This window comes from Mycobacterium sp. MMS18-G62 (assembly GCF_053877835.1).
Window position 1 is genome coordinate 187,030 of record NZ_CM132662.1, and the last position, 20,082, is coordinate 207,111.

Consider the following 20,082-nt stretch of genomic DNA (forward strand, 5'->3'; position numbering starts at 1 on the left):
GCTCTTGCGCTAGGTTGATCAGCATGACAAATCCGGGCGAGGACGCAGGCCAAACGGCATCATCCGACTCCAGCGCAGGTGCGTCAGAACCGTCATCGGGCGGCTACGAGGCACCGTCGATCGAGCAATCCCAGGACCAGGCCGAGCAGTCGACCGCTCAAACCGACCAGTCCCAGGACCAGCCGGCCGATCCGCAGTCGCCCGAGCAGCCCAGCTACACGCCACCGCCGGCCTATCCGCCGCCAGGCGGATATGAGGCCCCGGGCTACCCGCAGGCGTCGGGATATCCACCACCCAGCTTCCCGCCGCCCGACTACACGCCGCCGCCGAGCTATCCGCCGCCAGGCGGTGCGCAGCCCGGTTACGCGCCGCCGCCCTACCCCGGCGCCCCCGGCTACGGCGCACCGTCGTATCCACCGCCGCAGTACGGGACCCCGCCTCCCGGCTACGGCCCGCCGCCGACCGGCTACCCGGCCCCCGATTACTCGGGCGCCTACGGTCAGCCGACGCAGGGCACCAACACGATGGCGATCGCATCGCTCATCGCGTCGGTCGTCGGGGTGTTGTGCGGCATTGGTTCGCTGATCGGCATCGTGCTCGGTGTGGTGGCGCTGAACCAGATCAAGCAGACCCGCGAAGGCGGCCACGGGCTGGCGATCGCCGGTATCGCCGTCGGGGCGTTCACCTTGCTCGTCAACCTGATCTGGACGATCGCGGTCATAAGTAACTGACGATGACCGGCAGCGGCCCCGAGCAACCCGCCGGCGGGTCCGAGTATCCGTCGGAGGCGCTGGACTACCCCGCGGATGCCGGGTTGCCGCCGCCGGTCTACCCGCCGCCGGTCTATCCGCCTCCGTATCCGGGTGCTTACTATCCGGGCTATCCCGGCGCCTACGACCCGTACCGGCCAACCAAGCCGCCAGGGACCAACGGCAAAGCGATCACCGCGCTGATAACGGCCGTCGCCGGGTTTTTCTGCTGTGGCCTACCGTCGATCGCCGGGCTGATCTTCGGTGTGATCGCGATGCGCGAGACACGGCGCACCGGCCAGGACGGCTATGCGATCGCGCTGGTCGCCACCATCATCGGCGGGCTTGTCACCGCCGGATGGATTGTGTACCTGCTGCTGTCGATCGGCCTGTATGCCAGCAGCTGGCAGTGGGCGCCGTAGCGACCCGGTAGGGAATTGTCAGGCGGGCGGGCGAAACGGTTCGGACGTGCGCTGCATGCCAGCCGCCCTGCCCTTGCCTGCGATCACCAGCGCCATCTTGCGGCTCGCCTCGTCGATCATCTCGTCGCCGAGCATCGCCGCACCGCGCGCGCCGCCGGCCCGCGACGTATGCCATTCGTAGGCTTCGAGGATCAGCTCGGCGTGGTCGTAGTCCTTCTGCCGCGGGCTGAAGATCTCATTGCCCGCCGCAATCTGATCGGGATGCAACACCCATTTGCCGTCATAGCCCAGCGCCGCCGAGCGACCGGCGATGCGACGGAAGCCGTCGACGTCACGAATCTTCAAGTACGGCCCGTCGATTGCCAGGATGCCGTGCGTCCGCGCCGCGACGAGGATTCGCATCAACACGTAGTGATGCGCGTCGCCGACGTCGTAGCCCTCGGGCTGTTCGCCGACCTCGAGCGTGCGCATATTGAGGCTTGCCGCCATATCCGCGGGACCCAACACGAGCGCCTGCATGCGCGGGCCCGCCGCGATCGCGTCAATGTTGGTCAGGCCCTGTGCATTTTCGATCTGCGCCTCGATGCCGATGCGTCCCACCGGGAGTCCGTGCGTGGCTTCGAGTTGGCTCAGCAGTAGATCCAGCGCCTGGATGTGGGAGACGTCAGTCACCTTGGGCAGCACCACAATGTCGAGCGACGCGCCCGCAGTCGAGACCACCTCGATGATGTCGCCGTGGGTCCACGGCGTCGTCCAATCGTTGACTCGCACGCCCCGCAGTTGACCGGCCCAGCCCGGCTCCGCGAGCGCGGCCGCGACCTGGGTGCGCGCCTCGGCCTTGGCATCCGGCGCGACGGCGTCTTCGAGGTCGAGGAACACCTCGTCGGCAGGCAGACCCTTGGCCTTCTCGATCATCTTGGCGTTGCTGCCGGGTACCGAAAGACATGTTCGACGGGGCCGATAGGCGTTTTCCACAGAGATACTCTCTACCCTTTGAGGCATGGCGGCGGTGAACAGGGTCTATGCGGCCCGGCTCGCGGGAATGGTGGTGCTCGGCCCCGACGGCGAGTCCATTGGTCGCGTGCGCGATGTGGTCATCAGCATCAGCATCGTGCGTCAACAGCCGCGAGTGCTCGGCCTTGTCGTCGAATTGCTCACGCGCCGAAGGATTTTCGTCCCCATCCTGCGCGTCACGGGAATCGAGCCAGGCGCGGTCACGTTGGCGACCGGCAGCGTGTCATTGCGACGGTTCGCGCAGCGGCCCGGTGAGGTGCTTGTGCTGGGCCAGGTGATCGAAACTCGGGTACGCGTCGACGATCCCGACCTGCCGCAGCTGGTTGGCGCCGACGTGATCGTCGTCGATCTGGGCATCGAACAAACCCGTACCCGCGACTGGATGGTCACCAAAGTGGCCGTGCGCGCGCAGCGGCGGCTGGGCCGCCGCGGCAATGTCCACATCGTCGACTGGCAGCACGTCCATGGGCTGACCCCGTCCGGTCTGGCCATGCCCGACCAGGGGGTCGCACAGCTTCTCGAGCTGTTCGAGGGACAGCGGGCCGTCGAGGTCGCAGACGCGATCCGGGAACTACCGGCGAAGCGCCGCTACGAGGTGGTCAACGCCCTCGACGACGAACGGCTTGCCGACGTGCTGCAGGAGCTGCCCGAGGACGAGCAGGCCGACGTGCTGCGCCAGCTGAAGACAGACCGCGCCGCGGACGTGCTGGAAGCGATGGACCCCGACGACGCCGCCGACCTTCTGGGCACGATGACGCCCGCCGACGCCGAACAATTTCTGCGCCGGATGGATCCCGAGGATTCCGAGGACGTGCGGCGGCTGCTGTCCCACTCCCCCGATACGGCAGGCGGTCTGATGACGTCCGAGCCGATCGTGCTGGCGCCGGACACCACCGTCGCCGAGGCGCTGGCGCGCGTTCGCGACCCCGACCTCACGCCGGCGCTGGCCTCCCTGGTGTTCGTGGTGCGCCCACCGACCGCCACCCCGACCGGCCGCTATCTGGGCTGCGTGCACCTGCAGCGGTTGCTTCGTGAGCCACCGGCGGAATTGGTCAGCGGGGTCGTCGACACCGAGCTGCCCAACCTGAACCCCGACGATTCGCTGGCCGCCGTCACCCGGTACTTCGCCGCCTACAATCTCGTCTGCGGTCCCGTCGTCGACGAAGAGAACCACCTGCTGGGCGCGGTGTCCGTCGACGACGTGCTCGACCACCTGCTGCCAGACGACTGGCGCGAGCGCATCGAAGAACCCGAACTCTCCGGCTCTGAAGGGGTGACATGAGCGACTTGTCGGCCCGCCAGCGGCTCGACACGCCCCGCGATTCGCGTCGATTCACGTTCAACGTCGATCCGGAGGCCGTCGGCAAGTTCAGCGAGTCGATCGCCCGGTTTCTGGGCACCGGCCGCTACCTGCTTTGGCAGACGATCCTCGTCATCGTCTGGGTGGCGCTGAACCTGTTCGCGGTCAGCCTGCGCTGGGACCCATATCCCTTTATCCTGCTCAACCTGGCGTTTTCCACTCAGGCGGCATATGCGGCGCCGTTGATCCTGCTGGCGCAGAACCGCCAGGAAAACCGGGACCGCGTGATCATCGAAGAGGACCGTCGCCGGGCCGAACAAACCAAGGCCGACACCGAATATCTGGCCCGCGAACTGGCCGCGCTGCGGCTGGCCGTCGGCGAGGTCGCCACCCGCGACTACCTGCGGCGGGAGCTCGAGGAACTGCGCGAGATGCTGGCCGAACTGCACCAGCCGAAGGCCGGATCCGACGGGGACGCGGCGGCCAAACCGGACGGCGCCGAACGGCGGTCAAAACGGCCGGGCTGAATCGGCTCTGACCATTGCTGCAACACGCGTAACGAGACTAGGTATGGTGACCTGGTTCACAAGTCACACAGCTAGGACGGTTGAGTGCATATAGGGGGACAAGCCGCCCGCGAGGCAGCGCGGCGCCGAGCAGGGCGAGCAGTGCGCGCGCCTGCCTTCGGCGTCGCGATCATCACCCCGATAATCCTGGCCGGCGCGGTCGGCGCCTCAGCCCCTTCGGGCACTGCGCCCCTGCGTGACAACGCGGTGACGCCGCTTGCCTCCGTGCAGTCGTCATCGGGCAACCGCTCCGGGGTTTCGGTGGTGGCTGTCACCAAGACGCCGACGGCGTTTCACATCGCCGCCACTTCAAACGTGTCATCTCCCGCGCCCGCTGCGGTCGTGAATTCGCCTGGGACACTTCGCATTCCGGCGATGGCGTTGTCTGCGTATCGCAATGCCGAACAGATGATGGCCGGCGCGTCCCCAGGCTGCGGCATCAGCTGGAACCTGCTGGCCGGCATCGGGCGCATCGAATCGATGCACGCCAACGGCGGCGCTACCGACTCACGCGGCACCGCGGTGCGGCCCATCTACGGGCCGGTGCTGGACGGCACGCTGCCCGGCAACGAGGTCATCGTCCAGAGCCGCGCGGCCGACCGGGTTTCCTACGCGCGTGCGATGGGCCCGATGCAGTTCCTTCCTGGAACCTGGGCGCGCTACGCCTCGGACGGCGACGGCGACGGCAAGGCCGACGTGCAAAACCTGTACGACTCCACACTGGCGGCGGCTCGCTATCTTTGCAGCGGCGGGCTGAACCTGCGCGATCCGTCCCAGGTGATGTCGTCGATCCTGCGCTACAACAACTCCGTCGCCTATGCGCGCAACGTGCTCGGCTGGGCCGCGGCGTACGCGACCGGTGTGGTGCCTGTCGATCTGCCGCCGATCACCGGCCCCGTCCCGCCGATTGGTGATGCGCACCTCGACCGATACGAAGGCCTCGGCCCCGGTCTGCCGACGAACGCCCTGGGACTGCCTGCCAACGATCCGCTGGCGCTGATGCCGCTGATGGGAACGGGAAGCCAGCTCTACCCCGGCCAGACCTTGGGCCCGCTGCCAGGGCCCGCACCTCTGGTGGTTCCGCAGCCGGTGCAAACCGAGCAGCCCGCGGCTCCCCCGTGGGTGCCGCCATGGATGCAGCCGCCGCCACAACAGGAGCAGGCCCGGCCGCCTGGGTGTGCGGTGTTCTGCATCACGACTCCGCCGGCGGCGCCATCAGCGCCGGGCGATGCGCAGCTGCTGATGCCGCAGGCCCCGCCGGCGCCAGGCGCAGCGCCCGCGGTTGCGCCCGGCCCGGCACCCGCAGTTGTTCCCGACGCGGCGTCACCGACGACGGAGCCGGTGCTTCCCCCGGCATTGGGTCCTGCACCTGGCCCCGCGCCCGGTCCGCCTGCCTGACCGCCGGTTAAGGACACCCGTCGAGTCGGCCTAGACTCGGCTTCAATGTCCGAGATGTCTCAAACTCCCACTGACACCGCAGCTGCGGTTCGCGCCGCGCTGGCCAAGGTGATCGACCCCGAGCTGCGGCGCCCGATCACCGAGCTCGGCATGGTCAAGAACGTCACCGTCGACGCCGATGCCGGTGTGCACGTCGAGGTGTATCTGACCACCGAGGCGTGCCCGAAGAAGGCCGAGATCTCTGAGCGTGTCAGCCGCGCCGTCGCCGATGTCCCAGGGACCGGCGCGGTCAAGGTCAGCCTCGACGTGATGAGTGATGAGCAGCGCACCGAACTGCGCAAGCAGCTGCGCGGCGATGCGCGTGAGCCGGTGATTCCGTTCGCGCAGCCGGGCTCGCTGACCCGGGTGTACGCCGTCGCATCGGGCAAGGGCGGCGTCGGCAAGTCCAGCGTGACGGTCAACCTGGCCGCGGCGATGGCTGCGCGGGGGCTGTCCGTCGGCGTGCTCGACGCCGATATCTACGGCCACTCCGTCCCGCGGATGATGGGCACCACCGACCGGCCCACCCAGGTCGAGTCGATGATCCTGCCGCCAGTCGCCCACGACGTGCGTGTGATTTCGATTGCGATGTTCACCCAGGGCAACACGCCCGTCGTGTGGCGTGGCCCGATGCTGCACCGGGCGCTACAGCAGTTCCTCGCCGACGTGTACTGGGGCGATCTCGACGTGCTGCTGCTCGACCTGCCGCCGGGCACCGGCGACGTCGCGATCTCGGTGGCGCAGCTGATTCCCGGCGCCGAGATTCTCGTGGTGACGACGCCACAGCTGGCCGCGGCCGAGGTCGCCGAGCGCGCCGGCGCGATCGCGCTGCAGACGCGGCAGCGGATCGTCGGCGTGGTGGAGAACATGTCCGGGCTGCTGCTGCCCGACGGCACCACGATGCAGATCTTCGGTGAAGGCGGCGGCAAGCAGGTCGCCGAACGGTTGTCCCGCGCAATCGGCGCCGACGTGCCGCTGCTGGGCCAGGTGCCGCTGGACCCAGCGCTCGTCGCGGCCGGCGACTCCGGGGTGCCGCTGGTGTTGTCCGCACCGGATTCGGTGGCCGGCAAGGAATTACGCAAGGTCGCCGACGCGCTGTCGAGCCGCAAACGCGGGTTGGCGGGCATGTCGTTGGGCCTGGACCCCGCCGGCCGCTAGCTCGGCGAACAGACGCAAACGGCTCGAAAACGACGGCGTGTCGGGGCCTTTTCCGTCTGCTCGCGCTACGTGGCGTCGGTGTCGAACGGTGTCGTGGCTGGCTGGCCCGGCGCAGTCATCGGCGGCGGCGGCGACGGGGTTGGCGGCGGCGGAGCCTGCTGAGTCGAGTCGAACTTGCCCGTGAAGATCGAATCATCGCCGTCGAGTAGATGTTTGGTGAGCGCGGCCCGCGGCGTCATCCCCCGCAGCTTGTTCAGCTCACTGAGCGGCTCGCGCAGATCCTCGAATTCGGGTCCGAGGTCTTCGCGCAGCTGGCTCGTCGCGCCGCTGATGTAATCGCGCGCCTGACGCAGCGCATTCGACGTCCAGCGGATCGCGCCCGGCAGTCGCTCCGGACCCAGAATCACCAGACCGGCGACCACCAGGACCAGCATTTCGCCCCAGCCGACGTTCGAGAACATGGCTACGCGCTGTTGTCGGCGCCGGGAGTAACCATCAGCGTGACATGCCGGCCGTCGCGCACCACCTCGATCGGTGCCTCCTGCCCGATGGCCAGCTGACGCACCGCGACGACGAACTCGTCGGCATCGGCCACAGTGCGGTTGCCGACCTTGACGACGACGTCGTTCTCGAGGATCCCGCCCTTCTCAGCGGGGCCGCCGACCTTCACGTTGGCCACCTGTGCACCGGACGCGATGTCGTTGCTCACCGAGCGTGCGGTCAGACCCAGCGTCGGATGCGCGATCTTGCCGTCCTTGATCAGGGTCTCGACGACCTGCTTGACCTCGTTGACGGGGATTGCGAAACCTAGGCCGCTGGCGCTGTCCGACAACGACTTTCCTGCGGTGTTGATGCCGATGACTTCGGAATCCATGTTGATCAGCGGGCCGCCGGAGTTGCCGTGGTTGATCGACGCGTCGGTCTGCACACCGTCGATGACGGTGTCGGTGTCGCTGCCGTCACCCGACAGCGGCACAGGGCGGTGCAGCGCGCTGATTATGCCGTGGGTGACCGTGCTGCGCAGGCCGAGCGGGGCGCCCGCGGCGATCACCTCGTCACCGACGTGGAGCTTCTCGGAATCACCGAAGCGGGCCACGACGAGGTTGTCGACGTTGTCGACCTTCAGCACCGCCAGGTCCGTCTTCGGGTCGCGGCCAACGAGATTGGCAGGCACCTGCTTGCCGTCGTTGAACACCACCGTCGTCTTGTACTGGCTCGGATTCGCCGCGGCCTCGGAGATCACGTGATTGTTCGTGACGATGTAGCCACGGCCGTCGATGACAACGCCGGACCCCTGCGAGCCTTCCTGATCGCTGACGGCCTCGATCGTCACCACCGAATCCGCAACGGCCGCAGCGACTTTCGCGAATCGTCCGGTCGGCTGTTCAGGATTGTCGTCGGTCTCCAGCGTCACCTTCGAGGTGGTGAACGCCTCGACCACCTGGGCGGTCTTTCTGCCTACCCAGCCACCGGCGAGGCCGATGACGAGCGCGATGATCGCGAGCACCGCCAAGGCGACGTAAGACACCTTGCGGCCGAAGAGCACCTCGCGCACGCCGAGCTTGCCCATCCCGAGCGTCGACGACGCCGGCATCGGTTGCGGCAGCGCGGGCGTCCCCAACGCGGCGGCCGCGCCGGGATTGCGCCAAGGGTCGTCGGGCTCGTCGCCGCCTTGTCCGTCACGTTCGGCATCGAGTGCGCCCGCGTCGGCCGGGTGCCGTTGCAGCGACTCGCGCTCGGAATAGGGGCGGCCGAACGCCTCGGCCAGCACGGGGTCTGGCGCCTTGTTGGTCGGCGTGTACTCGCCCAGGTCGCGGTAGCGGTCCAGACCCACGAAGGATCCGTCGACGCCGTCGGGCCGGCCGAACGCGCGTTGCGAGGCCGGATCGACGGGTGGACGCGAGACAGGGCGCGGCTCCAGGCGGTTGTCTACGCCGGACTGGTCCTGATTGGTCACCCGAATATCACTCTCTAGTGGGAGCGCCCCGCCCGAAAAATGGGCGTCCGGCGCGCGTCATTATTCATCCACCCTACCGGCGCTTACGCCGACTCCGCGGCGTGCCGTCAGCTAACTGCGGCTGATCGGGCTGGTCGGGGGGATCTTGCGGAGCGTCATGCGGTATCTGGGACAACATCCCGAGCAGGGTGCTCGGTATGACGATCGGGCACGAGTCCCGCAAAGCGGCGCGGGCCTGACGCTGGGCGTCCACCTCGGCCGCGCAGTCCGGGCACAGCGACAGGTGGTGCGCCGCGCGCAGATGAGCGGTCATTCTCAGCTCGCCATCAACGAAGGCGGCGACGGCCTCGATGGACAGGTGCTCGGTGGAGCCGAACTGCCGCGGCCCGACCGGCGCGTCACTCTGCGAGGCGAACTGAGAAGGCAGCCAGGAGAATGCGCGACGGAACACATGTCCCGGGTCGACCATCGCCCCAGCTCCTTTCATGTACTTGCCTCGCAAAAGACGGTGCTGAGTCGAATGTAGCGCGGCGCGCTGTAACCGACACCCGTGAGCGTCAGGCTGATTTGGCCGTGTTGTCGGGTGCGACGCCGGGATGGCTGGCCAAATAGTCCCTCAGCGCCTGCCTGCCGCGGTGAATTCGACTGCGCACCGTGCCGAGCTTGACGCCCAGCGTGGCGCCGATTTCCTCGTAGGACAGGCCCTCGATGTCGCACAGGACGACGGCGGCGCGGAATTCCGGCGGCAAGGAGTCCAGCGCGGCCTGCAAGTCAGGGCCGAGCCGCGAATCGTGGTAGATCTGCTCCGGGTTCGGCTCGTCGGCCGGCACCCGGTCGTAGTCCTCGGGCAGCGACTCCATGCGAATGCGACCGCGCCGCCGGACCATGTCGAGGAACAGGTTCGTGGTGATGCGGTGCAGCCAGCCCTCGAAGGTGCCGGGCTGGTAGTTCTGCACCGAGCGGAATACGCGGATGAACGTTTCCTGAGTGAGGTCCTCGGCGTCGTGCTGGTTGCCGGACAACCGGTAGGCCAGCCGATACACGCGGTCAGCGTGCTGACGCACCAGCTCGTCCCAGGACGGCATGGTCGCCGCATCTCCTGTGGCGTCGAACACCGCGGTGCCCGACAACTCATCGGATTGTTCGACCCAAGTCCCGTCGGTGTACTGCTCGAGGTGGGCCATCGACGCAGGGGCTGCAGGGGCGCTCACTGTGGTGGTCGTCAGATCCTCCATGTCATCGGCACTTCGCGCGAGCCGCTCATCACTGTCACAGCCGTCAGCGGACATCGACGGCTCGATGTCGACGGGAACACGTCGCAGGTCGTGCTTATTCCCATAAGGCCAACGTCCGCCGTCTTCCATGGGTGTAACCGTCTCCGACCCGGGTGAGGTTGGCATATGAGCAAACTGAACATTTCCTGAGAAAGATCGCTACCCATTTTTCGACCAGGGAAAACCGCACCGTTTCGGGCCGATTCTCGCATTTGCACACGGGCGTGTCGCCGCAGCGGCCCACATCGGTTGGATCTACGCTGCGGGCATGGCCGGCATGGACGACATCATCGGACCGCACAGCCGGGCCGAGTCGATCGTCACGCACGCCGAAGGATCCATTTCCGAGGACGCGATTGTCGCCGCCGCCCGTGAACGGGCCGTCGACATCGGCGCCGGAGCCGTCACTCCCGCCGTCGGTGCGCTGCTGTGCGTGCTGGCCAAGCTGACGGGCGCCAAGGCCGTCGTGGAGGTCGGCACGGGAGCCGGCGTGAGCGGGCTGTGGTTGCTCTCAGGCATGCGCGAGGACGGTGTGCTCACCACGATCGATGTGGAGCCCGAGCATCAGCGGCTTGCCAAGCAGGCATTCACCGAAGCCGGCGTGGGCCCGTCACGCACGCGGCTGATCAGCGGCCGGGCGCAGGAAGTGCTCACCAGGCTGGCCGACGAGTCCTACGACCTGGTGTTCATCGACGGTGACCCGATCGACCAGCCGCAGTTCGTCGTCGAAGGCGTGCGGCTGCTGCGGCCCGGCGGCGCGATCGTCGTGCACCGGGCGGCTTTGGGTGGACGTGCAGGGGATGCGAACGCCAAGGACGACGAGGTCGCCGCGGTGCGGGAAGCGGCGCGGCTGATCGCCGAGGACGAACGGCTCACCCCGGTGCTGATCCCGCTCGGCGACGGCCTGCTCGCCGCGGCGCGCGACTAGCTCCTATCGAATCGCCAGTCCGGTCAATGCCCTTGCCATGACGAGGCGCTGGATCTCGCTGGTGCCCTCGAAGATCGTGAAGATCTTCGCGTCGCGGTGCATGCGCTCCACGGGGTAGTCGCGCGTGTAGCCGTTTCCGCCCAAGATCTGGATGGCTTCGTCGGTGACATACACCGCGGTCTCACTGGCGTAGAGCTTGGCCATCGAGCCCTCCGCAGAGGTGAACGGTTTGTTGTTGCGCTGCATCCACCCGGCCCGCCACACCAGCATTCGGGACGCGTCGATCCGGCTCTTCATATCTGCGAGCTTGAATGCGATGGCCTGGAACTCGCCGATCTTGCGGCCGAATTGCTCACGCTGGCAGGCATAGTCGAGCGCATACTCATAGGCGGCGCGGGCCACGCCGAGCGCCATCGCGCCTACCACAGGCCGGGTGCGCTCGAACGTCATCATCGCGGCCTGGCTCGACGTGCGTTGGCCGTCACGGACTTTCGCGACGCGGTTCTCGAATCGCTCACGGCCGCCGAGGATCAGGCCTCCGGGGAGCCGCACGTCATCGAGGACGACCTCGGCTGTGTGCGAGGCCCGGATTCCATGCTTCTTGAACTTCTGCCCCTGGCTCAGACCCTTTGTGCCCGGCGGGACGATGAACGTCGCCTGCCCTCGCGTGCCCAGATCCGGATACACCGATGCGACGACGATGTGCACGTTGGCGATGCCACCGTTGGTGGCCCACGTCTTGGTGCCGTTGAGCACCCATTCGTCCGCCGCTTCGTCGTAGCGCGCCCGCGTCCGCACGGCACCGACGTCGGAGCCCGCCCCTGGTTCGGACGAACAGAACGCGGCGAGCTGCGGATCGCCCGGGCTGCCGAACATTTGGGGCAGGAACTCGCCGAGCTGTTCCGGCGTGCCACTCGCGACAAGTGCCGCCGCGGCCAAGCCCGTGCCGAGGATCGACAACGCGATGCCGGCATCGCCCCAGAACATCTCCTCGAAGACAGTCAGCAGACCGATGCCGCTGGGCTCCACGGACATCTGCGCGAAGAGGTCGGGCGTATACAACCCGACCTTGGCCGCCTCGGCGATGATCGGCCACGGCGTTTCCTCGCGCTCGTCCCACTCCGCGGCGGCAGGCCGGATCACCTCGGCGGCGAATTCATGCACCCAGTCGCGGACGTGCACTACTTCTTCCGGCAGTTCCAACGAGAAACCGGCGTCCATGTCGATCCCCTTCCTCAAAGTCAGTAAACGACTGTACGCCGACAGCAGAAAAGCCAGTAGACCCTCCCGCGATCCTCGTCTGTTAAATACGCCACAAGATCGGTACAACCGTTCACTCAAATCGCGCGGCGCCATCTTTACGAATCCTTTACGGCAAGGTCCTTGACCACGCACTAAACGCGTGTTTAGTGTATTGAACATGCGTTCAGCCGCAGACGATCGCACGGCCATCGCCCGGATCCGCGATGCCGCGATCGACCAATGGGGACAGCACGGCTTCAACGTCGGGCTGCGGAGCATCGCCGAAGCCGCCGGTGTCAGCGCCGCATTGGTGATCCACCATTTCGGGTCCAAAGACGGGCTGCGCAAGGCGTGCGACGACTACATCGCCGAGGAGATCCGCACCGGCAAGTCGGCGTCGCTACAGACCAAAGACCCCGCCGACTGGTTCGCCCAGATTGCGGAGATGGAGTCGTACGCGCCGATGATGGCCTACCTGTTCCGCAGCATGCAGACCGGCACCGATCTCGCAAAGATGCTGTGGCAGAAAATGATCGACAACGCCGAAGAATACCTCGAAGAAGGGGTACGCAACGGCCTGCTCAAGCCAAGCCGCGATCCGCGGGCTCGCGCAAAGTTTCTCGGCATGACGGGCGGCGGTGCATTCTTCCTCTACGTGCAAATGCACGACACCCCAACCGATCTGCGTGCCGTCCTGCGCGACTACGGCGAAGAGATGGTGCTGCCTGCCCTCGAGCTCTACACCGAAGGCTTGATGACCGATTCGACGATGTACGACGCATTCCTCGAAGCACGTGAAAAGGGCATTCCTTTAACAGGACAAGGAGATGGCGATGACGGCTCAAACAAACGGGTACCCGAAGCGCTTTGACACGACCGAAAGGTCGCAACTCGCTGTCGAAATCCGGGGTCTGTCAAAGTCGTTCGGCCGAACCAAAGCGCTCGACGGCCTCGACCTGACAGTCGCACCGGGTGATATCACCGGCTTCCTCGGCCCGAATGGCGCGGGCAAGTCGACGACCCTCCGCGTTCTGCTCGGGCTGCTTCGCGCCGACGGAGGAAGCACTCGGCTGCTCGGCGGTGATCCTTGGCGCGACGCGGTGGAACTGCATCGCAGGATCGCTTATGTGCCAGGCGATGTCACGTTGTGGCCGAATCTCACCGGGCTGCAGGCCATCGATTTCTTGGCCCGCCTGCGCGGCAACGGCGTCGACACGCGCCGTCGTGACGAGCTGATCGATCGGTTCGAACTCGACCCGCACAAGAAAGCCCGCACGTACTCGAAGGGCAACCGCCAGAAGGTGGCCATCGTCGCCGCCTTCTCCACCAACGCCGAGCTCTATATCCTCGACGAACCGACATCGGGGCTGGACCCATTGATGGAGAAGGCGTTTCAGACCTGTGTCGAGGAGGTCGCAGGCAGCGGCGCGGCGGTGCTGCTGTCCAGCCACATCCTGGCCGAGGTGGAGAAGCTCTGCGACAAGGTCACGATCATCCGCGCCGGCCGAGCGGTGAAGTCCGGCACACTCGATGAACTGCGGCACTTGATGCGCACCACGGTCACAGTGCGCACACGCGGCGACGGCAAGTCGCTGCAGGAGCTTCCGTACGTACACGACTTCAACGCCGACAACGGCCAGGTCCGGTTCTCGGTGGACCGCAACGATCTGGACTTCACCATGGAACACCTCACCGATCTGGGCATCCAGGAGCTTACGGTGACGCCGGCGTCGCTCGAAGACCTGTTCCTTCGCGAGTATCAGGGGGTGAGCTGATGTCCGGCACCGCCACCGTCGAACGGGAAGCCGGCCGGCATGAAGCCGCACCCGCCGGCTCGCCGTGGACCGGCCTCGGCGGCCTTGTCAGGCTGGCGTTGCGGCGCGATCGCGTCCGGCTGTCGGTGTGGATCGCCGTGCTCACGCTGATGATGGTGTACGCGCCGAATGCGGTGAAGCTGGCGTATCCCGAAGAGACGCAGCGGCAGGCCAGGGTGAACCTGCTCAAGACGCCCGCCGGAATCATCATGGGCGGACCGACGTTCGGCATCCGCGAGACCGACCTTGGCGTGATGATGGCCAACGAGCTGATGCTCACGCTGATCGTCGCGGCGTCGATCCTGTCGATCCTCACTGTCATCCGCCACACTCGCGCCGAGGAGGAAAGCGGCGCAGCGGAATTGGTGTTGTCGTCGGTGGTGGGCCGGTACGCCCGCACCTCGGCAGCGCTGGTGGTCGTCGGTGGAGTGAACGCGATTCTCGCGGTGACGATGACGTTGGCGATGGCGTCGACGGGCTTCGCGGTGGTGGACACCGCCGCGATGTGCCTTGGCATCACCGGCGTGGCCACGGTGTTCGGCGCGGTCGCCGCGGTCACCGCTCAGCTGTGGCGGCAGGCGCGCGCCGCGACCGGTGCGGCCATGGGCGCGCTGGCACTGGCCGCGCTGATCCGCGGAATCGGCGACGTCATCAAGAATTCCGGCAGCGCCCTGAGCTGGTTCTCCCCCATCGCGTGGGCTCAGCAGATGCGCTCATTCGTCGACCTGCGGTGGTGGCCGTTCGCACTGCTGGTGGTCCTGACCATCGGGCTGATGGCGCTGGCGGCGATCCTCGAAAGCCGGCGCCAGTACGATGACGGCACCATCCCGTCGACCGGTGAAAGCCCGAACGCGCATCCGATTCGCGGCGTCTTCGGCCTGCACCTGACGCTTCAACGCGGCCAGACGATCGGGTGGACCGTCGGACTGTTCTTGGCGGGCTTGGCTTTTGGTTCGATGACCAAGTCGCTGCTCGACGCGGCCAAGGGCAACGAACTGCTCGCCCGGGTACTCGAGGCGCAGGGCAACGACGGCGTGTACACCACGCTGACGCAGTTCCTCGCCGCCGCGGCCACCGCGTACGTCGTCAGCGCTGTGTTGCGGGTATTCAGCGACGAGGAGTCCGGACTAGGCGAGGCGGTGCTGGCCGGTGCGGTGTCGCGTTGGAAGTGGTTGCTCACGGCAGTGGCGTCGGCACTGGTGGGCTCGGTCGTGCTGATGTTCGTCGCGGGCCTGGGCAATGGGCTCGGTGCGGGCATCACGCTCGGTCAGGCAGACACCGTCGTGCGGTTGACGCTGGCAGGCTTGGCGTACGTGCCTGCGATGGCGGTCATGGCCGGTATCGCTGCGCTGGCCGTGGCGCTGCGGCGGACGTGGATCGGTTGGCTCGCAGTCACTTTCGTCGTGGTGTCGCTATATCTGGGGGCGCTCTTGCGATTGCCCCGATGGCTGATCGACCTGTCGCCGGTCGGGCGGACCACCGTGCCGTCGAGTGTGCCCGTCATCGCGCTCGTCGTGATGGCGCTCGCGGCCGCGGCGCTGGCACTGCTCGCCGGGTGGATCTACCGCCGTCGGGACGCGCTGTAGGAGGCGAGGGACATGAAGATTGCTTTGCAGGCAATGACGTCGGGACTCATCGGCGTCGTAGCGTTCGGGCTGCTGGTGTTCTGGCCGGCGGGCACCTTCGACTACTGGCGGGGATGGGCGTTCATCGCGGTGTTCGCCGCGGCCACGACGATCCCCAGCCTCTACCTCGCAGTGAAGAACCCGGCGGCTCTCAAGCGGCGGATGCAGGCCGGTCCGGCGGCGGAGTCCAGGCCGTTGCAGAAGGTCATCATCTCGGTGGCGTTCCTGTCGATGGGCGCCACGATCGTGGTCAGCGCGTTGGACTTTCGCTTCGGCTGCTCCTCGGTGCCCGCGGCGATCTCAGTGGCGGGCGATGTGCTGGTGGCGGTCGGGCTCGGTATCGCAATGCTCACGACGATCCAGAACGGCTATGCCTCGGCCAACATCACCGTCGAGTCCGGGCAGGAGTTGGTGTCGACGGGTCTGTACGCGCTTGTGCGCCACCCGATGTACTTCGGGAACGTGGTGCTGATGATCGGCATCCCACTCGCGCTGGGCTCGTATTGGGCTCTGCTCTTCGTGATCCTGGGCCTCGCCGTACTTGCCGTGAGGATCCGCGACGAGGAGAACGTGCTGCGGCAGGAGCTGGCCGGCTACCGCGAATACGAGCAGCGAGTGCACTACCGGCTGGTGCCGTACGTCTGGTGAGGGAGGAATCGTGAAGCTGTTGATTCAAGCGGTTGCGGCGAGCCTGTCAGGGTTGCTGTTCTTCGGCGCGTTGCTGTTCTGGCCCGCGGGCACGTTCGACTATTGGCAGGCATGGGTTTTCATCGCCGTCTTCACCGTGGTGTCGTTCGCCCCGACGATGTACTGGGGGCTGCGCAAGCCCGAGGTTCTGCGGCGCCGTATGCATTCCGGACCGCTCGCCGAGACGAGAACCGCTCAGAAGGTGGCCACCGTCGGCATCTTCACGATGATCGCGGCGATGCTGGTCGTCAGTGCCCTCGATCACCGTTTCGGTTGGTCGAGCGTGCCGATATGGCTCGTCATCGTCGGCGACGTTCTGGTTGCCGTTGGCCTCGGCATGTCGATGCTGGTCGTCAACCAGAACAACTACGCCGCCGCCACCATCACGGTCGAGGAGAAGCAACCCGTGATCTCGACGGGTCTGTACGGCGTTGTGCGGCACCCGATGTACGTCGGCGCGGTGATCATGATGGTGGGCATGCCCCTTGCGCTCGACTCCTATTGGGCACTGCTCACCGTCGTGCCCAGCCTGGCGGTGCTTGCGATGCGAATCGACGACGAGGAGAAGATGCTCCGGCAGGATCTCGACGGGTACGGCGAGTACGCGGAGAAGGTGCGCTATCGGTTGGTGCCTGGTGTGTGGTGACGCCGGGCCGCCTGCCACACGACCACGAACACCACCACGACGGTGAAGCGCAGGACGGTGTTGGCGATCATCGTGCCGTCGGCCTTCGTCAAGCTGATGTAGACGACGTCGAGCACGCCGCTGGCCAGATGCAGCGTCACGAAAGTCGTCACGATCAGCCGTAGGGCAGCTAGGTCAGTGATGCGGGTGGCACCGAATGACAGCACGGCGACGGCCAGTTCGGCCGCGGCGACCAGGTAGACCAGCAGGTAATCCGATCGCTCGATGGTGATTCCCACCAACGACGGGATAGCGGTCGGGAATGCAGTCAGCACGACGGCGCCGGCCAGGGTTATCAGTCCGTGCACGACGAAAACCGCTTGAAGCATCCTCATGTCATCCCCTTCCTGTCATAACGACACACAGTCAACCGTCATAGAGATGACGTGGTGAAAGAGCGGAGTATGACGGGAAGGAGGTGTGCGGGTGCAGGCAGAGTCGTTCGAACAGCACCGCCAACACCTGCGGGCGGTCGCCTACCGGATGCTCGGCTCACTGACCGAGGCCGACGACGCCGTGCAAGAGGCGTGGCTGCGGATGGACCGCGCCGACATCAGCGACGTCCGCAATGTCGGCGGCTGGCTGACCACCGTCGTCGCGCGCATCTGTTTGGACATGCTGCGCGCCCGCAGCACGCGATCCGAAGAGCCGCTCGAGGTCGCGCCTGCTATCGCTGCACCAGAGGCGGTCGACCCGCAAGCCGAGGCGGAGCTTGCCGACTCGATCGGTGTGGCGCTGCTCGTGATCCTGCAGACCCTGTCACCGGCGGAGCGGCTGGCGTTCGTCCTGCACGACATGTTCGACCTGCCGTACTCCGAAATCGCGCCGATCGTCGGCCGCTCGGAAAACACTGCGGCACAGCTGGCGTCGCGCGCCCGTCGCCGTGTCCGTGGTAAAACGCCGGACCAGGCAACCGATTTCATCCAGCAACGCCGCCTCGTCGATGCTTTCCTGGCGGCGGCGCGCGACGGCGACTTCGATTCGCTGCTGACGCTTTTGGATAGCGATGTCGTACTTCACGTCGACGCCGCGGCGGCCGGAGCGCCGCGAACCATCCGAGGTGCGCGAGTGGTGGCCGCCAACGCACGGATGTTCTCGGCCAACGCACGCTTTGCCGAGCCCGCGCTCATCGACGGCGCCGTCGGGATCGTCGTCGCGCCTCACGGGCAGCTGTCGATCGTGCTGCGCTTCAAGGTCGCCGCCGACAAGATCGTTGAGATCGACATCGTCGCTGATCCGCAAGCGCTGCGCGGGTTCGATCTGGCGTTGCTCGACTGATAATGCAGATATGGAACTGCTGACCGGCTTGGGCCTTGCCACGGCGGCAGGCCTGAACGCGTACATCCCGCTGCTGGCACTCGGCCTGCTGGCCCGCTTCACCGACCTGGTCTCGCTGCCGCACGCCTGGGCGTGGCTGGAGAACGGCTGGGTGATGACGATCGTCGCCGTGCTGCTCGTCGTGGAGGTCGTCGCGGACAAGGTGCCGGCGCTCGACACCGTCAACGACACCGTTCAGACGTTCGTGCGGCCGACGGCGGGCGGAATCGTATTCGGTTCGGGCACAGCGGCGCAGACGTCGGCGGTCACCGATCCCGGTGCGTTCGCCCAGTCGGGTCAATGGATTCCTGTCGTCATCGGTGTGGTCGTCGCGCTGGTGGTGTCGCTGACGAAATCGACGGTGCGGCCTGCGGCCAATGTCGCCACTGCCGGCATGGCCGCGCCGGTGCTGTCGACGATCGAGGACGTGGTCAGCGTCGTACTGGTTTTCCTCGCGATCCTGATCCCGGTGCTGGTGTTGGTCGCCGTCGTCGCCATGGTGTGGGCCGTCGTGAGGATCGTGCGCCGCCGGCGCCGCCGTCAAGCGCGAGCAGACGCATAAAGACCCGACACGCCGGGAAAATGGAGCACTTTGCGTCTGCTCGCGCTTAAATCCAGACGCCCTTGCCGACCGCGACCACTCCCCCGGCACTGATCGCAAACCGCTCGCGGTCCTTCTCCAGGTCGACACCGACCATCTCGCCGGGGCCCACGACGACGTTCTTGTCCAGGATCGCGTGGCGCACCACAGCGCCGCGGCCCACCCGTGTGCCGGGCATGATCACACTGCCCTCGACGATCGCGCCGTCGTCGACCACCACGTTGGACGACAGCACTGAATTGCGAACGGACGCAGCCGAAATGATGCTGCCGGCCCCCACCACCGATTCCTGGGCTGAGCCGCCGTTGACGAATTTCGCCGGCGCCAGGTTCTCCGACTCACCGCGGATCGGCCAGCGCTTGTTGTAGAGGTTGAACACCGGGTGAACCGACACCAGGTCCATGTGTGCGTCGTAAAACGCGTCGAGCGTCCCGACGTCGCGCCAGTAGCCGTGATCGCGTTCGGTGGCGCCGGGCACCTCGTTGTTGCTGAAGTCGTAGACCGCGGCCATCCCGTCGGAGACCAGCCGCGGGATGATGTCGCCGCCCATGTCGTGATCGGAGTCGTCGTCGTCCGCGTCGGCGCGGATCGCGTCGATGAGCACCTTCGTGGTGAAGATGTAGTTGCCCATCGACGCGAACGTCTGCTCCGGATCGTCGGGCGTCCCTGGCGGGTCAGCCGGCTTCTCGACGAAGCTGCGGATGCGGCCCGATTCGTCGGAGTCGATGCAGCCGAAGGCGGTGGCCTCGGCGCGGGGCACCCGGATACCCGCGACGGTCGCGCCTGCGCCGCTCTCGATGTGGAACTGGACCATCTGCTCGGGGTCCATGCGGTAAACGTGGTCGGCGCCGAATACGACGATGTAGTCGGGGTCCTCGTCGTAGATCAGGTTCAGCGACTGGTAGATGGCGTCGGCCGAACCGGTGTACCAGCGCGGGCCGAGCCGCTGCTGGGCGGGCACCGGCGTGATGTACTCGCCGGCAAGCCCCGATAGCCGCCAGTTCTGCGAAATGTGACGGTCCAGCGAATGCGATTTGTATTGGGTCAGTACGCAGATTCGAAGGTATCGGGCATTGACGAGATTGGACAGGACGAAGTCGATGAGCCGGTAGGCGCCGCCGAAGGGAACAGCGGGTTTGGCCCGGTCCGCCGTCAGCGGATAAAGCCGTTTGCCCTCGCCGCCCGCCAGGACGATGCCCAGCACGTGTGGCAATTCCCGCATGATCCAAACCTATCCGGAGCCGTGCACCAGGGCCAGCATTCGCGCCATGTACGTCAAGCTATTTGGCGCCTGCGACGTTCAAAA

The 20,082-nt window shown here is 66.6% G+C and carries 22 protein-coding genes; 14 read left to right on the forward strand and 8 right to left on the reverse strand.

Annotation, left to right across the window (positions count from 1 at the left end; genetic code table 11):
• The first annotated feature begins 23 nt into the window (after positions 1-23).
• Complete coding sequence (locus ACWW36_RS00865; protein WP_456139741.1) at positions 24-731, forward strand: DUF4190 domain-containing protein; 708 nt, start codon at positions 24-26, stop codon at positions 729-731.
• Positions 732-733: 2 nt separating this feature from the next.
• On the forward strand, positions 734-1,171 hold the full coding sequence (locus ACWW36_RS00870; protein ID WP_456139742.1) for a DUF4190 domain-containing protein: 438 nt from the start codon (positions 734-736) through the stop codon (positions 1,169-1,171).
• Between the two features lie 18 nt (positions 1,172-1,189).
• Here ACWW36_RS00870 and ACWW36_RS00875 read toward each other — a convergent pair whose 3' ends face one another.
• The gene (locus tag ACWW36_RS00875; protein WP_456139743.1) at positions 1,190-2,146 is read right to left on the reverse strand and encodes an HpcH/HpaI aldolase/citrate lyase family protein; all 957 of its coding nucleotides are present in this window, start codon (positions 2,144-2,146) and stop codon (positions 1,190-1,192) included.
• A gap of 25 nt (positions 2,147-2,171) precedes the next feature.
• Here ACWW36_RS00875 and ACWW36_RS00880 point away from each other — a divergent pair, with 25 nt between their 5' ends.
• The 4 genes from ACWW36_RS00880 to ACWW36_RS00895 all read left to right on the forward strand — a co-directional run bounded on the left by ACWW36_RS00880 (position 2,172) and on the right by ACWW36_RS00895 (position 6,646).
• Positions 2,172-3,467, forward strand: a complete 1,296-nt coding sequence (locus tag ACWW36_RS00880) for a magnesium transporter MgtE N-terminal domain-containing protein (RefSeq protein ID WP_456139744.1) — start codon at positions 2,172-2,174, stop codon at positions 3,465-3,467.
• The gene (locus ACWW36_RS00885; protein ID WP_456139745.1) at positions 3,464-4,012 is read left to right on the forward strand and encodes a DUF1003 domain-containing protein; all 549 of its coding nucleotides are present in this window, start codon (positions 3,464-3,466) and stop codon (positions 4,010-4,012) included. The genes ACWW36_RS00880 and ACWW36_RS00885 overlap by 4 nt, the downstream gene beginning before the upstream one ends.
• A gap of 84 nt (positions 4,013-4,096) precedes the next feature.
• Positions 4,097-5,449: a lytic transglycosylase domain-containing protein gene (locus tag ACWW36_RS00890; protein ID WP_456139746.1), complete on the forward strand. Its 1,353-nt coding sequence runs from the start codon at positions 4,097-4,099 to the stop codon at positions 5,447-5,449.
• A gap of 45 nt (positions 5,450-5,494) precedes the next feature.
• Complete coding sequence (locus ACWW36_RS00895; protein WP_456139747.1) at positions 5,495-6,646, forward strand: Mrp/NBP35 family ATP-binding protein; 1,152 nt, start codon at positions 5,495-5,497, stop codon at positions 6,644-6,646.
• Positions 6,647-6,711: 65 nt separating this feature from the next.
• On the opposite strand, the gene tatB is transcribed toward ACWW36_RS00895, so the two are convergent.
• From tatB to sigE, 4 genes are all read right to left on the reverse strand, one after another.
• The gene (gene tatB / locus ACWW36_RS00900) at positions 6,712-7,107 is read right to left on the reverse strand and encodes a Sec-independent protein translocase protein TatB (protein WP_456139748.1); all 396 of its coding nucleotides are present in this window, start codon (positions 7,105-7,107) and stop codon (positions 6,712-6,714) included.
• 2 nt (positions 7,108-7,109) lie between these two features.
• Entirely contained in the window at positions 7,110-8,603 is a 1,494-nt protein-coding gene (gene htrA, locus ACWW36_RS00905) for a serine protease HtrA (RefSeq protein ID WP_456139749.1), read from the reverse strand.
• Between the two features lie 73 nt (positions 8,604-8,676).
• On the reverse strand, positions 8,677-9,072 hold the full coding sequence (rseA, locus tag ACWW36_RS00910) for an anti-sigma E factor RseA (protein WP_456139750.1): 396 nt from the start codon (positions 9,070-9,072) through the stop codon (positions 8,677-8,679).
• An 88-nt stretch (positions 9,073-9,160) separates the two neighbouring features.
• Positions 9,161-9,892 (reverse strand): RNA polymerase sigma factor SigE, encoded by a 732-nt coding sequence (gene sigE / locus ACWW36_RS00915; RefSeq protein WP_456142320.1) that lies wholly within the window; start codon positions 9,890-9,892, stop codon positions 9,161-9,163.
• A 253-nt stretch (positions 9,893-10,145) separates the two neighbouring features.
• Between sigE and ACWW36_RS00920 the strand changes: the two genes are divergently transcribed.
• Positions 10,146-10,805, forward strand: coding sequence for an O-methyltransferase (locus ACWW36_RS00920; RefSeq protein WP_456139751.1), 660 nt, complete (start codon positions 10,146-10,148; stop codon positions 10,803-10,805).
• Between the two features lie 3 nt (positions 10,806-10,808).
• Here ACWW36_RS00920 and ACWW36_RS00925 read toward each other — a convergent pair whose 3' ends face one another.
• Positions 10,809-12,026: an acyl-CoA dehydrogenase family protein gene (locus ACWW36_RS00925; protein WP_456139752.1), complete on the reverse strand. Its 1,218-nt coding sequence runs from the start codon at positions 12,024-12,026 to the stop codon at positions 10,809-10,811.
• 199 nt (positions 12,027-12,225) lie between these two features.
• Here ACWW36_RS00925 and ACWW36_RS00930 point away from each other — a divergent pair, with 199 nt between their 5' ends.
• From ACWW36_RS00930 to ACWW36_RS00950, 5 genes are read left to right on the forward strand one after another with little or no spacing between them, the layout of a single operon-like run.
• Positions 12,226-12,918, forward strand: a complete 693-nt coding sequence (locus ACWW36_RS00930) for a TetR family transcriptional regulator (protein WP_456139753.1) — start codon at positions 12,226-12,228, stop codon at positions 12,916-12,918.
• Positions 12,881-13,822 carry an ABC transporter ATP-binding protein gene (locus ACWW36_RS00935; protein ID WP_456139754.1) on the forward strand — a complete coding sequence of 314 codons (942 nt, stop codon included), beginning with the start codon at positions 12,881-12,883 and terminating at the stop codon, positions 13,820-13,822. Before ACWW36_RS00930 ends, ACWW36_RS00935 begins: the two co-directional genes overlap by 38 nt.
• Positions 13,822-15,447, forward strand: a complete 1,626-nt coding sequence (locus ACWW36_RS00940) for an ABC transporter permease (protein WP_456139755.1) — start codon at positions 13,822-13,824, stop codon at positions 15,445-15,447. Before ACWW36_RS00935 ends, ACWW36_RS00940 begins: the two co-directional genes overlap by 1 nt.
• A 12-nt stretch (positions 15,448-15,459) precedes the next feature.
• The gene (locus ACWW36_RS00945) at positions 15,460-16,134 is read left to right on the forward strand and encodes a methyltransferase family protein (protein WP_456139756.1); all 675 of its coding nucleotides are present in this window, start codon (positions 15,460-15,462) and stop codon (positions 16,132-16,134) included.
• Between the two features lie 10 nt (positions 16,135-16,144).
• Complete coding sequence (locus tag ACWW36_RS00950) at positions 16,145-16,819, forward strand: methyltransferase family protein (protein WP_456139757.1); 675 nt, start codon at positions 16,145-16,147, stop codon at positions 16,817-16,819.
• On the opposite strand, the gene ACWW36_RS00955 is transcribed toward ACWW36_RS00950, so the two are convergent.
• Positions 16,792-17,193 (reverse strand): hypothetical protein, encoded by a 402-nt coding sequence (locus tag ACWW36_RS00955; RefSeq protein ID WP_456139758.1) that lies wholly within the window; start codon positions 17,191-17,193, stop codon positions 16,792-16,794. The genes ACWW36_RS00950 and ACWW36_RS00955 overlap by 28 nt on opposite strands.
• Before the next feature lie 91 nt (positions 17,194-17,284).
• Here ACWW36_RS00955 and ACWW36_RS00960 point away from each other — a divergent pair, with 91 nt between their 5' ends.
• Together ACWW36_RS00960 and ACWW36_RS00965 are read left to right on the forward strand one after the other, a co-directional pair.
• Positions 17,285-18,136 (forward strand): sigma-70 family RNA polymerase sigma factor, encoded by an 852-nt coding sequence (locus ACWW36_RS00960; protein ID WP_456139759.1) that lies wholly within the window; start codon positions 17,285-17,287, stop codon positions 18,134-18,136.
• Between the two features lie 10 nt (positions 18,137-18,146).
• Entirely contained in the window at positions 18,147-18,737 is a 591-nt protein-coding gene (locus tag ACWW36_RS00965; RefSeq protein WP_456139760.1) for a DUF4126 domain-containing protein, read from the forward strand.
• A 46-nt stretch (positions 18,738-18,783) separates the two neighbouring features.
• Here ACWW36_RS00965 and glgC read toward each other — a convergent pair whose 3' ends face one another.
• A complete protein-coding gene (glgC, locus tag ACWW36_RS00970) occupies positions 18,784-19,998 on the reverse strand; it encodes a glucose-1-phosphate adenylyltransferase (RefSeq protein ID WP_456139761.1) in 1,215 nt (404 codons plus the stop codon).
• Between the last annotated feature and the right edge of the window lie 84 nt (positions 19,999-20,082).

Bases quoted from the DNA above. Each gene is read 5' to 3' on its own strand.
- ACWW36_RS00865 (WP_456139741.1), top strand. From the start codon at position 24: ATGACAAATCCGGGCGAGGACGCAGGCCAAACGGCATCATCCGACTCC.
- ACWW36_RS00870 (WP_456139742.1), top strand. From the start codon at position 734: ATGACCGGCAGCGGCCCCGAGCAACCCGCCGGCGGGTCCGAGTATCCG.
- ACWW36_RS00880 (WP_456139744.1), top strand. From the start codon at position 2,172: ATGGCGGCGGTGAACAGGGTCTATGCGGCCCGGCTCGCGGGAATGGTG.
- ACWW36_RS00885 (WP_456139745.1), top strand. From the start codon at position 3,464: ATGAGCGACTTGTCGGCCCGCCAGCGGCTCGACACGCCCCGCGATTCG.
- ACWW36_RS00895 (WP_456139747.1), top strand. From the start codon at position 5,495: ATGTCCGAGATGTCTCAAACTCCCACTGACACCGCAGCTGCGGTTCGC.
- tatB (WP_456139748.1), bottom strand. From the start codon at position 7,107: ATGTTCTCGAACGTCGGCTGGGGCGAAATGCTGGTCCTGGTGGTCGCC.
- rseA (WP_456139750.1), bottom strand. From the start codon at position 9,072: ATGGTCGACCCGGGACATGTGTTCCGTCGCGCATTCTCCTGGCTGCCT.
- sigE (WP_456142320.1), bottom strand. From the start codon at position 9,892: ATGTCCGCTGACGGCTGTGACAGTGATGAGCGGCTCGCGCGAAGTGCC.
- ACWW36_RS00920 (WP_456139751.1), top strand. From the start codon at position 10,146: ATGGCCGGCATGGACGACATCATCGGACCGCACAGCCGGGCCGAGTCG.
- ACWW36_RS00925 (WP_456139752.1), bottom strand. From the start codon at position 12,026: ATGGACGCCGGTTTCTCGTTGGAACTGCCGGAAGAAGTAGTGCACGTC.
- ACWW36_RS00930 (WP_456139753.1), top strand. From the start codon at position 12,226: ATGCGTTCAGCCGCAGACGATCGCACGGCCATCGCCCGGATCCGCGAT.
- ACWW36_RS00935 (WP_456139754.1), top strand. From the start codon at position 12,881: ATGACGGCTCAAACAAACGGGTACCCGAAGCGCTTTGACACGACCGAA.
- ACWW36_RS00940 (WP_456139755.1), top strand. From the start codon at position 13,822: ATGTCCGGCACCGCCACCGTCGAACGGGAAGCCGGCCGGCATGAAGCC.
- ACWW36_RS00945 (WP_456139756.1), top strand. From the start codon at position 15,460: ATGAAGATTGCTTTGCAGGCAATGACGTCGGGACTCATCGGCGTCGTA.
- ACWW36_RS00955 (WP_456139758.1), bottom strand. From the start codon at position 17,193: ATGAGGATGCTTCAAGCGGTTTTCGTCGTGCACGGACTGATAACCCTG.
- ACWW36_RS00965 (WP_456139760.1), top strand. From the start codon at position 18,147: ATGGAACTGCTGACCGGCTTGGGCCTTGCCACGGCGGCAGGCCTGAAC.
- glgC (WP_456139761.1), bottom strand. From the start codon at position 19,998: ATGCGGGAATTGCCACACGTGCTGGGCATCGTCCTGGCGGGCGGCGAG.